Source organism: Actinacidiphila glaucinigra, assembly GCF_035918135.1.
Classification (GTDB): Bacteria; Actinomycetota; Actinomycetes; order Streptomycetales; family Streptomycetaceae; genus Actinacidiphila; species Actinacidiphila glaucinigra.
In genome coordinates this window covers 9,301,352-9,314,138 of the sequence record NZ_CP109144.1, presented here as the reverse complement: position 1 = coordinate 9,314,138, position 12,787 = coordinate 9,301,352, and the positions used below count along the sequence as shown (strand labels likewise).

Below are 12,787 nucleotides of genomic sequence, written 5' to 3'. Positions count from 1 at the left end.
GCCCCGACCGCGATCACGGATTTACCCAGGCCGGCACCTTGACGACGACCCCACAGACCTGGAGACGGCACCACCCTCCAGCAACCGCAATATCCGCTACCACCAAGTGGCAATGAGCGCGACGGCGCGCGCCGTGCCTGACATCCCCAGGCAGGAAGGGTTTTTCATGTCACCACGTCATCGCCCGTGGGCCAGGCTGCTCGACGCAGCCCCGCCAGAAAACGGACGACGCCCGAGACGTCGCACCGCGACCACGATGGCCTTAGCCCTCATCGCCCCTTTCCTCACGCTCCTCGCGACGCCGGTGAGCGCCGCGGCCCCCACCGCGGCCGAGCCCGCTTTCGTCGCTGCACCGGCGCTGCCGCAGCAGCCCGCGCCTCCCGCCAAGCCCGCACCACCAGACGTCCGCTTCAAGGTACTCGTGGTGCGCAGCACCCAGGACGCGGTGTCATCGGCCGGCCTGGCCGCGATCCGGGATGCGGCCAGAACGGGTCATTTCACGGTCGAGGCGCCCGGGCCCGCTGACGTGGGCGACCATTTCACGGAGAAGAAGCTGGCGCAGTACCGCGCGGTCGTGTTCTTGGACACGGGTCTCGCGAGCCCGCTCACGGACGCGCAACGCGCGAACTTCGAGAGCTACTTCCGCGACGGCGGCGGCTTCGTCGGCGTCGGCTCGGCGGTCGAGACCGACGAGTCCTGGTCGTTCCTGACTGACATCCTGGGGACGCGTGCGTCCGGCAGTACCGACGTGCAATCGGGTGACGTGAAGGTCGCCGACCGCGTCCACGACGCGAGCAAGGAGCTGCCGCAGATCTGGTCGCGGACCGACAAGTGGTACAACTACAAGAAGAACGTCCGCGGTGTGTCACACGTCCTCGACACCGTCGTCGAGGACCCGTTCGGGCCGCAGCCACAGGGCGCCGACCTCGACGGGATCGCCGGGGGCACGATGGGCGCCGATCACCCGGTCTCGTGGTGCAAGGACTTCCAGGGCGGCCGCTCGTTCTACACCGGCCTGGGCAACACGGCCGCGAGCTTCGACCCCGGCCTCACCAAGCACCTCAAGGGCGCGATCGGCTGGGCCGCGGGCCAGGCCGACCCGGCCTACAGCGATTGCGGCGCCACCGTGCTGGCCAACTACCAGCAGACGAAGATCGGCTCGCCGCCGAACCTGCAGGAGCCCATCGGCTTCGACCAGCTGCCGGACGGCCGCGTTCTGCAGACGGACCGCCTCGGCTCGCTGCGCATGCACGACTCGACCACGGGCGTCACCACGGTCGTCGCCAACTTCGCCGATCCGAACCTGCCGATGACGCAGCAGATCTACTCCGCGGGTGAGGACGGGCTCTATGGCCCGGCGGTCGACGCCAACTTCGCGACCAACAAGTGGGTCTACCTCTACTACTCGGCGAAGGAGGTCACCGACGTCAAGCTGAGCGACGGATCGGTCGTCACCCAGATCACGCCGAACACCACCCCGCCGAACGTGGCGGCGTCTAAAACCGCGTGGGATCCGTACGTGGGCTATTTCCAGCTCAGCCGCTTCAAGTTCGTCGACGCCACCGACAGCACGTCGGCGCACCTCGACATGGGCTCCGAGCAGCAGATCATGCGCGTGCCGGTCAACCGCCAGGAGTGCTGCCACGTCGGGGGCGACATCGACTTCGACAAGCACGGCAACCTCTGGATGGTCACCGGCGATGACACGCCCGCGGGCGGCATCAACGCCGGCGGCTACGGGCCGTACAACTCGCAGAAGACCGACGAGCAGCAGACCGTGCGCGTCACCAACTCGACGGGCGGCACGTTCACGCTGACCTTCGAGGGCCAGACGACGGAGCCGATCGCGTGGAACGCGGATCGCGATGCGATCGACGCGGCGCTCGAGGCGCTCTCGAACATCGAGGCGGACGAGATCCAGACCAGCGGCGGCCCGGTCAACACGTCGAACGTCAACGTGTTCTTCCGCCGCGGCAAGCAGCAGTCCGATCAGCCGCAGATCACCGCCGACGGCGCCGGCCTGACCGGCACCGCCACGCCGGCGATCGCCACCAACACGGCGCAGGCGGGCGGCTGGTATCAGCGGCTCACCGGTGACTCGCGCCGCAGCGCGCTGAACACCAACGACCTGCGCGGCAAGGTGCTGCGGATCAAGGTCAAGAACGGCGACATCTCCGCCGCCGACGCCAACAAGGCCGCCCTCGGCTCCCGCACGGGCGCCTACTCGATCCCGCCGGGCAACCTGTTCCCCCTGGTCGCGGGCAAGCCGCGGGACAAGACGCGGCCGGAGGTCTACGCGATGGGGTTCCGCAACCCGTTCCGGATCCAGGTCGACGAGAACGACGTGGCCTACATCGGCGACTACTCGCCCGACGCCCAGACACCGCAGCGCTCGCACGGCCCGGCGGGCACCGGCCGCTACCAGATCGTGCGCAAGCCGTCCAACTACGGCTGGCCGACCTGCTACAAGCGCGACCTCGCGCACTACCAGTGGAACTTCCACGAGTTCGCTCCCGGCACCACCACCGCGGGCACGCCGCTGAACAACCCGCCTCAGAAGTTCGACTGCGACGGGCCGACGCAGCGCAACGACTCGCTGTGGAACATTGAGGGCGGTCCGACGGTCGAGCCGGGCCTGAGGGACGTCCCGCCGGTCACCGACCCGGACATCTGGTACTCCTACCGCGACAACAACTCGAGTGCGCCGCTCGGCACCCCGTGCGAGGCCTACTACGCGCCGAGCCAGGGCCCGATCGCACCCGGCTCGACGACCGAATGCCCGCGGTTGTTCCCCGAGCTCTACACCGGCGGCGTCGGTCCGCACGGGGTCACGAAGTACCACTACGACCCGAAGAACCCGAACCCTCACAAGTTCCCGGCGTACTACGACGACTCGGTGATCATCAGCGAGTGGACGCAGGACACGCTGCGCGAGGTCAAGCTCGACAAGCAGAACCACCACGTCCAGAAGATCAACAACTTCCTGGATTGCGGCAGCCGTGCCAACGCCGGGGCAGGCACGTTCCGGTTCGAGTGCGACAACCCGATGGACTTGCAGTTCGGTTCCGACGGCGCGTTCTACATGCTGACCTACGGCAACGGGTTCAACGTCATCAGCCCCGACGCGGGCATGTACAAGTGGGAGTACGTCAAGGGCAAGCGCGCGCCGAAGGTCGTGCTCACCACGGACCGCACCGACGGCTCAACGCCGCTGACCGTGAACTTCTCCAGCGCCGGCTCGCTGGATGAGGATCCCGGCGACTCGATCCGCTACGAGTGGAACTTCGGCGACGGCTCGGCGATCGAGACCGACCCGAACCCGGCACACACCTACACGCAGTCCGGCCGCTACACGGCCGTGCTGACCGCGCTCGACTCGTCCGGCAAGCAAGCCTCGACCAGCACCGTGATCACCGTGGGCAACACGAGCCCGACGGTGGTCGTCGATACGCCGGTGGAGGGCGGGACGTTCGCGTTCGGCGACGACATCCCGTTCTCGGTCACGGTCACCGACCCCGAGGACGGGACGGTGGATTGCTCCGAGGTGCAGGTGACGTTCGTGCTCGGCCACGACTCGCACGGCCACGCCGAGGAGTCCGTCAACGGCTGCTCGGGCGTGCTCCACACGGACGCCGACGACGTCTCGCACGGCGGCAACGTCTCCGGCGTGGTCCAGGCGCGCTACACCGACCACGGCGGTCCGGGCGGCGTCCCACAGCTGACCACGACCGGCCAGCACCAGATCCGCCAGAAGCACCAGGAGGTGGAGTTCGTCGTCAACCAGTCCGGCACCAACACGGCGACCAACACCGACGGCGGAGCCGGCGTGCACCGCGGCAGCCTGGGCTCGGGCGACTGGCTCCAGCTCAACGGCCCATTCAACCTGACCAACATCGATTCGATCACGTTCCGCGCGGCGGACGCGGCGAACGGCCGCACGCCCGGGTCGCCGCTGGCGGCAATCGAGGTCCGTCAGGACTCGATCACCGGGCCGATCCTGACCACGGCCAACCTCGTGTCCACCGGCGGGACGGGAACCTGGACGAGCCAGACGTTCCCGGTCTCGATGTCCGGGACGCATGAGCTGTTCCTGGTGTTCCGCTCGGTCTCGTCCGGCGCCACGGGCGGCAACCTGTTCAACCTCAACTGGGCCGAGTTCATCGGCACGGGCGTCGGCACCTAGCGAACCCGCCCGTGCCGACGGACCCGGGTTCGTCGGCACGGGCATCCGCACCCAGCGAACCCGCCGGAACAGCGGTAAGAGAGAAGATACTCATGCGAAGAAGGTTTTACACATCGGCAGTGGCCGCCTTCCTGACGGCGGCCGCACTCACCCCCGCGACACCGTCGTGGGCACAGGAAACGACACCGCCGACGATCAACGTGGCGACGCTGTCGCCCTCTGCGCCGACCGGCCAGAACAGCTGGTACACCGGCCCGGTGACGCTGAACGTGTCGGCGACCGACGACGTCGGCATCGCCAAGTTCCAGTACTCGCTCAACGGCGGCGCCGCCTACGTCGACGTGCCCGTCGAGGGGGCGCCGACGTCGGCCACGGCGTCGGCGGTGATCACGCAGGAGGGCAACACCAGCGTCCGGTACCGCGCGGTCGACACGTCCGGAAACATCGCGGCGTTCCGCTCGATCTCGGTCCGGATCGACACGCGCGCGCCGGCCGCATCGTACCCGGCGATCACCGACGGTCACGTCGGTCACGTCGCCACGCTCATCCCGACGCGCACGGACCCCTCCCCCGGCTCGGGCGGAGTGGCTGTGCTGAACATGTACCTCGACGGCAAGCTGGTCCCGCCGTTGCCGGTGCAGACCTCCGACCTGTCGCTCGGCGTGCACACGCTCGCGGTGCATCTGTCTGACGCTGCTTCCCGCAGCGCGAAGTACACGCAGACGTTCATCGTGACGACATCGTTCGCGGACGTCGACACGCTGCTCACCCGGTTCGAGACCGCCGGCAGCGTCCCGGCGGAGGTCGGCGCGACGCTCCAAGCCAAGCTCGACCAGGCGAAGGCGCTCGCCGACGCCGGTTCGGCCAAGCGCGCGAGCCAGGTCTTGAACGGATTCGTCTCGGTCGCCGGCCGGATCCCGCCCGGCTCGGCCCGCAGCACACTCCTGGGCGATGCGCGTTACCTGATCGACCAGCTCAACGGCCAGCTCGCGCCGGAGCCCGCGACGGGCCTCGAGTCCGAGCCCGCGGAGGGCCCGAAGGTCATCCCGGACCCGGTGCTCGCCCCGCTCCCGCACAAGCCGGACGCCGACTACAACGTCCTGGTCTTCTCCAAGACGACGGGCTTCCGGCACGACCACATCCCGCACACCGTGGCCGCGATTCAGAAGCTCGGCGTCGCGCACAACTTCAACGTCGACGTCTACGACCCGCAACTCCCGACGGTCACGCTGCCCACGAGCCCGTTCCTGAGCCTCGCCACGCTCAAGCAGTACGACACGATCGTCTTCGAGTCCAACGTCGGACACCCGGGCCCGCTCGATCGGACCACCGAGCAGCCGAACTTCGAGGCCTACATGAAGCAGGGCGGCGGCTATGTCGGCCTCCACGGCGCCGCCGACTCGTTCGAGATCGGCACCTGGCCGTGGTACGGCAACCTCGTCGGTGGGTTCTTCACCAGCCATCCGAGCGGCCAGAACGGGTTCGGCCAGTGCGGCAGCTGCATCCACGCCGAGGTGGTGACCGAGGACAACACGCACCCGGCGACCGCGCATCTCCCTGCCCGGTGGTTGACGGTCGACGAGCTCTACAACTTCGACCGCAACATGCGAGCCGACGTGCACACGCTGCTCAGCCTCAACGAGGACAGCTACCAGCGCAGCCTCAACAGCGGCAACGCGGCCACCAACCCGCTGCGGCTGATGAACGGCGACCACCCGATCGCATGGTGCCAGAACTGGGACGGTGGCAAGGCGTTCTCGAACATCCTCGGCCACTTCCGGACGGAATACTACGACGACGCGTTCATGCAGATCATCCTCGGCGGGATCGAGACGACCGCCGACCGCACGGACGCCAACTGCTCGTCCTACCGCGAGGCCAGCCGGCTGATCGAGGCTGACCGAGCCGCCGGGCTGCTGACCGCGGACGCCGCGGACGCCGCCGATGCCGCCCTGGACATCGCGCGGGACAGCTACCTGGCAACCAAGTACACCACCGCCATCCCGGCACTGAACTCGATTGTCGACCTGGCGAACGACAAGGCCTCCGGCGACGCTGCGGCGCGTTCCGAGCTCGCGCGGCAGGCGCGCGAGCTGCGGGAGTGGATGCAGAACCTCAACCGCTGACCCGTTCACGCGGCGGGGGCGGCGAATCGCCGCCCCCGCCGCGCTGACGCTGGAGCGCGCACCACTATCGCGGATTCATGCACGACCTTCTCATGATCATCGACGAGACATCGGCAGGGGCCGCACGTGACCCATCTTCCCAAGGGAGCGGTATGCGGTCGGTTCGACGCCCTGCAGGCGGCGAACACCAGGTCCAGGCCGACGGCGGTTGCGCCGGCAGGGGCGATCACCAAGGCCGATCGCGAGGTCGTGTTGAGCCTGCCGAATGAAAGGAAAGAACGCGTTCCGCGATGCGGAGAACGGATGCGTCCGCGATCGGAGGGGAGGAAGACGACGGTGACCCTTCGACGAGTCCAGTAGCATTCCCCACATTTCCTATACGATCCAAGTGGTCGTCACCATGCAGCAGCGTTGCGACCGATGTCAACAGGTTCGCGAAGACGCGAGAAGGAACCCCATGTCACGAGGGACGACGAAGCGACGATCGCGAGGGGCCATGGGCCCATGACGGGCGGAACGCCGCCGGGAAGATCTCGTGGCCGGCTTGCCGACGAGGTGTTACGACACGCTGCTCGGACAGCTGGCTGACGTGCTACGGATCGAGCCTGGCTCCCGCGTCACGATCGACGTCCTGGCGCGAGAGCTGGGGGCCTCGCATACGCCGATCCAAGACGCTCTGAACCGGATGGAGGCCGAGGGCCTGGTCGTGCGTGTACCCCATGCCGGATATCACATTCCCCGCCAAATCGCCCGTCAGCGATGCGAGGACATGCTTGAGCTCCGCCTGCTCCTCGAGCCGGCAGCGGCGCGCAGATCCGCCGAACGCGCATCCTTGCAGCAGGTGGCCGGCCTGCGACGCATGCTGGCGGAGATGGCGGAACTGGAGGGAGGCAGCGGGCCCGTGGCCTATGACGCCTTCGGGCTCCGCGACGCCGCTTTTCACGATCTCGTCGCCCTGAACGCGGAGAACCAGGTGCTGTCCGGCGAACGGTTCCGGCGATTGTTCGACGAGAGCATGGGCGCGGACGTAATGGCGTAAAGGGTTGACGGGCGGGCTGGGCCGAGGAATGCTGACGCAATCGGATCAGATCCGATCGGATCCGCCTCACCCGCCTCAGATGCGAGGAGAAGCAGGTGCCCAGAGCGCTGCTCCTGACCGGCGACGCCGCCGAGGAGCTCGACACCATGTATCCCTACTACCGCGTGCAGGAGGGCGGCTGGAGCGTTGACGTCTCGTCACGGACGATGCGTGACGTTCAGCTGGTCATCCACGAGTTCGACCCCAACTCCGACGCCTACGTGGAGAAGAACGGCCGAAAGCTGCCCGTCGACGTGCCCTGGGCCGACGTCGACGTCGAGCGCTACGACGCCCTCATCATCCCTGGGGGACGCGCCCCCGAGTGGATCCGGGTCGACGCCGACGTCAGGCGCATCACCGAGCACTTCTTCGCACGCAACCTCCCGATCGCGCTGGTGTGCCACGGCGCGCAGGTGCCGGCTGTGTACGGACTGCTGAAGGGCCGCAAGACAGCGTGCTTCCCCCCCATCACCGGTGACATGGAGAACGCGGGCGCAACGGTCATCGACGCCCCCGACGTCGTGGACGGCAACCTCGTCTCCTGCCGGGGCTGGCCCGACATGCCGCAATTCGGCAGGGCCATGATGGAGCTCTTCTCGAAATCCATCAACTCCCCATCGTCATGACCACACCTCACCTGCCCCAGTGACGGCACTTCGGACCATCACAGTCGACGGCTCCCCCGTCCACGTCATGGAGAGCGGCACCGGGCCCGCGGTGCTGATGCTGCACGGCTCCGGACCCGGTACGACCGGATCCGGCGCCTGGACAACGACGGCACAGGCGCTGGGCACGTCCTGGCACCTGGTGGCTCCTGACCAGGCGGGGTTCGGCCGTACACCCATCCCGTCGGGCTCCAGGGGTGGGCTCCGGCTGTGGACGGAGCAGGCCGCGGGCCTGATGGATGCTCTCGGCGTCGAGCACTACGCCGTGGTGGGCCACTCCATGGGCGGTGCCGTGGCCCTGGCGTTGGCGGCCGCGCGTCCCCAGCAGGTCACCCATGTCGTGGCGGTCTCGACGATGGGCGCCCCCGGGGCGCCGCTGTCCGCCGACCTCGACGCGGTCTGGGCCGCCCCCGCCGGCCCGCTCGGGGCACGAGACATGTTGAGTCGCCTCGTCCTCGACCAAGCGCTCGTGACCGAGTCGGCCGTCGCTGCCCGTGCAGCTGCGATGCAAGCGGGGGCGGCCGCATTCGCGTCGTTGTTCCCTCCACCCAGGGCACGTTGGGCCGACGAGCTCACCCTCTCGGCGCAAACGCTGGCAGGGGTCCGCGCGCCCGTGCTGCTCGTCCACGGCGCCGAGGACCGAGTCACCCCGCTCGGGACAGCAGCCCTGCCCCTGCTCGAACACCTGGCCGATGTCCGTCTGCACGTGCTCGGCCGATGCGGGCACGTGCCGGCGCTCGAGCACCCGCACGACTTCAGGCGACTCCTGTCGTGCTTCCTCGGCCGGGAACGAGGTCACTAGTAGCGTGTCGTTGCTTAATCCTGGGTTATTTGGTTGGGATGGTGGTGTCCGGCAGATGTTCCTTCCCTTCTGCCGAGCGGGAGTTGGTGTGATGGGTTCGCAGAAGAAGAGGCCGGTGGTGCTGACCGCGGCCGATCGTGATGAGTTGGTTCGGGTGACCACGACGGGGGTCCATCCGGCCTCGGTGATCAGGCGGGCGCGGGTGCTGCTCGCGCTGGACACCTCTGCTGGTGAGATCGACTCCCAGGATGCGATCGCTGCCCGGGTCGGGGTCTCGGGCGAGACGCTGCGGCTGGTGGCCAAGCGGTTCGCCGAGAGCGGTGGTGACGTCGAGGCGACGATCCAGCGGAAACCGCGGGATCTCCCGCCGGTGCCCTCGCCGGTGACTGGTGAAGTCGAGGCCCGGCTGATCGCCCTGGCGTGCTCCCAGCCTCCTGCAGGCCGTGCCCGGTGGTCGCTGCGGCTGCTGGAGAAGCACGTCGCCCTGGTCGAGGGCATCCCCGATCTGGACCACTCAACCATCGGGCGGATCTTAAAAAAACGAGGCTGCGTCCTCATCTGAGGAAGTGCTGGACCATCCCACCACGAGCAAACCCGCAGTTCGCGGCCCGGATGCAAGACGTGCTGGCCGTCTATGCCCGACCTTATGACTCGGCCCGCCCAGTGGTGTGCATGGACGAGAAGCCCTACCAACTCCTCGCCCATGCCCGCGACCCGCTCCCGGCCCGCCCCGGCCGCGACGCCCGCCAGGACAGCGAGTACATCCGCTGCGGCACGTGCTCGATCTTTGTGTGGGTTGAACCCCTGCGCGGGTGGCGCCGAGTAGACGCCCAGCCTCGTCGCACCCGGATCGACTGGGCCGGCCAGGTCAAGCGATTACTGACCGAGGACTACCCCGACGCCGAGACCGTGGTCCTGGTCATGGACAACCTCAACACCCACGGCATCGCCTCACTGTACGAAGCATTCGAACCAGCCGAGGCCTTCGCCCTGGCCCAGCGCCTCGAGATCCACCACACCCCCAAACACGGGTCATGGCTCAACATCGCAGAGATCGAACTCTCCGCACTGACCCGGCAATGCCTCGACCACCGCATCGCGGACCTCGACACCCTCAACACCGAACTCTCAGCCTGGCAGAACACCACCAACACCGACCAACGTCAGGTGAACTGGCAGTTCACCACCCACGACGCACGCACCAAACTCCGCCACCTATACCCCACACATTAGCTGCGACAGTCTACTAGTGGCTCGGCTCGGATGCCACCAGGTCGAGCTGGTCTTCCTGCCCACCTACGGATCGTGGCTCAACTGGATCGAATCCGAGTTCGCGGCCCTGCGCTACTTCGCCCTCAACGGCACCGACCATCGCAGCCACGGCGAACAGAACGCCGCCATCGGCGCCTACATCCGCTGGCGCAACGCACACGCCTGTCCCGCGTCAAGTAACTGGCAGGTTTTCGGGTTCGGGAAAGTTGGGGACGAGAGGGTCGGCGGCGCCGGTGTGGACGTCGTGGGGGCGGTTCCAGGCGAGTGCCTCGTGGGGCCGGACCGTGTTGTATTCGAGCCGGTAGTCCTCGGCGTGGCGGACCAGGTCGAGGGCGTCGGGTATCTCCTCCAGGAACAGCTTCTCGTACTTCAGCGAGCCGAAGCCGCGCTCGCGTGACCCGTTCTGCCCCGGCGTGCGGACCCGGGTGCGGACGTGCCGTAGCTCGGGGCGGGTGGCGATGAACGCCTCGAACCGGAACGAGCGGAACGGTCCGCCGTTGTCGGTGACGATCGTGACCAGCGGTTGCACCGCGCCGTCGGCGTCCCGTGGGGCAAGCTGTGCCAGCGGCCTGCCGGCCAGCCGCGCAGCTTCTGCCAGGGCAAGCTCGACGGCGGCGATCGCGTCGTGCTGGTTCGCGGTGGGCGAGATGTGCCATCCCAGTTCGTACTTCGACCAGTAGTCCCGGCAGCCTGCAAGCCGCCAGGTCCCGCCCGCAGCGGTCTCGAACTCGGAGCAGTCCAGCTGCCAGACCTGGTTCGGGCCGATCGGCTCGGTGGCGAAGGCGGCCTTGCGGCGGGCAGCGAGCTGCCGTCTTTCTCGCTGGTAGTTCGCCTCCAGTAGCAATGCCCTCGTCCCGTAGTAGCCGTAGCACGGTGGCTTGCGAGACCCGATGGCCGTCCCATCGGCACATCGCCCACACCTTGCGATGCCCCCACGCCGGATGCGCGAGCGCGTGCCGACGGGCGGTGTCCCGGACCTGCTCGCGGGCCGGACGCGGCCACGCCCCCCGCGGCTCGGCATCGCGGCGGGCACGGGCCTGATGGCGGCGCCAGGTCCGCTCGGGCACGCCGATCAGACGGCAGAACCTCGCGGTCGGCATGCCCGCATCGACGCGGATCACCTCGAGGTCCTCGAAGGGCCCGGCCGGCCCTCCGCGGACTTCTTCCACACCCGCAACTCGACCGCGGCCTCGCCCAGCGCCTGCGTCAAGTCGGCGACTTGGGCCTCGAGCTGCTGTTCACGGCTGCTCGGGCCGGACCTCCCCGCCGCCAGCCCGGCCCGGCCGGACTCCAGGAACTGGCGCTTCCAGTTCCCGACCGACTGCTCGGACACCTTCGCCCGCCGCGCGGCCTCGGCAACGGTCATCTCACCGGCCAGGATCGACAGCACGATCCGGACCTTCTCCTCCGGCGGCACCGCCGGCGGTCTCACCATGATCGATCAGACTCCCTCACGGGACAGGACCCACAAGAAACGAGCCCTGCCACAAAGTCTGACGCGCGACACACGCCACCCCTGTGGGAGCGGATGTTCACGGACGCCCGCGCACAGCAGTCATCGAGGCTGTCGTCGCTACCTCCGACCGTCGCGGCTTCGCCGTGGCCCGCGCCATCACCCCGGTGTTGCGGCCGCTGGTACGAGCGGCCGCCGCTCGCTTGTGGCGGGACGATCTGGCGTATGCCGAACGCCGCTGGCAGCTACGGACCCGAGGCCGTTAGCCGCGCAGTGCCGCAGGCGGTGCCCCGGGGGCCTGGTGTTGGCCACGCCCGCAGGCTCGGCGACGGCCTGGGCGCATGGAGGATTCTTCGTCTACCGACGTGCCCCTCCTGCCGCCGGCCGGCAATACGTGCGGCATCATTTCCGCACAGAGCCTTGCCTTGTGCCGTTGTTGTCGCTGGGCTTCCCATCGGGGGCGGAGGCACTGACACCGTGAGAGCCCCAGTTGCCGAAACCTTTCAAGGAGTGAGGCAGGAGTCGGACTCCGTCGCTTGGCCATTCATCCGGTTCTCGCCACTCGGTCACCCGGTGCCGCTCTCCGTCTTGGTGCCCGGGTCCATGGTCCGGGGGGCAGGGCTGGCCGTGTTCCTGCCGCGTGTGCCAAGCTCCGCAGCGGGGCTGGGGCTCTTGCTGCGGCGGAGGTTCCTTGCTGCGGGCCCACACTCCGAGGGACACCGCCCCGACCAGAATGCCGACGAGGAAAATTCCCACGACCAGCGGCGCGATGCCGACAATGTAGCCGTGAGGCACAGCCAGCTGGATCAGTTCGGTTGCTGCCATAACAGACACGCTCCTCTGGTCCTGACACGCACAAGAACGGGCGGATGGTCGAGATCTTCACAGGGCCAATATCCACCGATTGCGGACACTCATCATTCCGGCTGGTTGCGGTCAGCGGATGCAGAGCACAGAGCAATGGTCATGACCTGTGGCCGACCTCGGGGCGGACACGAGGGGCGTCCCCAGCCGAGTGATCGACTTCTGGTCATCGAGCAGGCCGACGTTGCACCGCCGGTCGGGAAGGCACGTCCGGGCTGAGCGCAAAGGCCTGCGGAGATCATGGTGCCGCCCACTGAATACCACAGCTGGTAGACCTGTCCACCGGACAGGTCCGGCATGCGGTCGTAGAGAAAGCCAGCCTGCTCTTGCCCCGGAGAGGTCAC

General features: G+C 68.1%; 11 protein-coding genes and 1 pseudogene. 8 read left to right on the top strand and 4 right to left on the bottom strand.

What is annotated here, in order from left to right:
- Positions 1-256: 256 nt before the first annotated feature.
- From OIE69_RS42315 to OIE69_RS42285, 7 genes are all read left to right on the top strand, one after another.
- Positions 257-4,183 (top strand): ThuA domain-containing protein, encoded by a 3,927-nt coding sequence (locus OIE69_RS42315; protein ID WP_326580797.1) that lies wholly within the window; start codon positions 257-259, stop codon positions 4,181-4,183.
- 11 nt (positions 4,184-4,194) lie between these two features.
- Positions 4,195-6,309 (top strand): ThuA domain-containing protein, encoded by a 2,115-nt coding sequence (locus tag OIE69_RS42310; RefSeq protein WP_326580796.1) that lies wholly within the window; start codon positions 4,195-4,197, stop codon positions 6,307-6,309.
- Between the two features lie 535 nt (positions 6,310-6,844).
- Positions 6,845-7,348 carry a GntR family transcriptional regulator gene (locus tag OIE69_RS42305; protein ID WP_326580795.1) on the top strand — a complete coding sequence of 168 codons (504 nt, stop codon included), beginning with the start codon at positions 6,845-6,847 and terminating at the stop codon, positions 7,346-7,348.
- A 95-nt stretch (positions 7,349-7,443) separates the two neighbouring features.
- Positions 7,444-8,013, top strand: a complete 570-nt coding sequence (locus OIE69_RS42300) for a DJ-1/PfpI family protein (RefSeq protein WP_326580794.1) — start codon at positions 7,444-7,446, stop codon at positions 8,011-8,013.
- A 19-nt stretch (positions 8,014-8,032) separates the two neighbouring features.
- Positions 8,033-8,854: an alpha/beta fold hydrolase gene (locus OIE69_RS42295; RefSeq protein WP_326580793.1), complete on the top strand. Its 822-nt coding sequence runs from the start codon at positions 8,033-8,035 to the stop codon at positions 8,852-8,854.
- Positions 8,855-8,945: 91 nt separating this feature from the next.
- Positions 8,946-9,416 carry a helix-turn-helix domain-containing protein gene (locus tag OIE69_RS42290; protein ID WP_326580792.1) on the top strand — a complete coding sequence of 157 codons (471 nt, stop codon included), beginning with the start codon at positions 8,946-8,948 and terminating at the stop codon, positions 9,414-9,416.
- Positions 9,305-10,087 carry an IS630 family transposase gene (locus OIE69_RS42285; RefSeq protein ID WP_326580791.1) on the top strand — a complete coding sequence of 261 codons (783 nt, stop codon included), beginning with the start codon at positions 9,305-9,307 and terminating at the stop codon, positions 10,085-10,087. The genes OIE69_RS42290 and OIE69_RS42285 overlap by 112 nt, the downstream gene beginning before the upstream one ends.
- A 211-nt stretch (positions 10,088-10,298) precedes the next feature.
- Here the strand turns inward: OIE69_RS42285 and OIE69_RS42280 are convergent, their stop codons facing one another.
- On the bottom strand, positions 10,299-10,970 hold the full coding sequence (locus OIE69_RS42280; protein WP_326580790.1) for an integrase core domain-containing protein: 672 nt from the start codon (positions 10,968-10,970) through the stop codon (positions 10,299-10,301).
- A gap of 273 nt (positions 10,971-11,243) precedes the next feature.
- Complete coding sequence (locus tag OIE69_RS42275; protein ID WP_326578341.1) at positions 11,244-11,561, bottom strand: helix-turn-helix domain-containing protein; 318 nt, start codon at positions 11,559-11,561, stop codon at positions 11,244-11,246.
- Between the two features lie 68 nt (positions 11,562-11,629).
- On the opposite strand from OIE69_RS42275, the pseudogene OIE69_RS42270 reads away from it, so the two are divergent.
- A pseudogene (locus OIE69_RS42270) lies at positions 11,630-11,845 on the top strand (DUF5914 domain-containing protein); the annotation flags it as partial.
- Between the two features lie 136 nt (positions 11,846-11,981).
- On the opposite strand, the gene OIE69_RS44885 reads toward OIE69_RS42270, so the two are convergent.
- Both OIE69_RS44885 and OIE69_RS44880 read right to left on the bottom strand, forming a co-directional pair.
- Complete coding sequence (locus tag OIE69_RS44885) at positions 11,982-12,404, bottom strand: DUF6479 family protein (RefSeq protein ID WP_392567638.1); 423 nt, start codon at positions 12,402-12,404, stop codon at positions 11,982-11,984.
- A gap of 92 nt (positions 12,405-12,496) precedes the next feature.
- Entirely contained in the window at positions 12,497-12,787 is a 291-nt protein-coding gene (locus OIE69_RS44880; protein ID WP_392567637.1) for an anti-sigma factor, read from the bottom strand.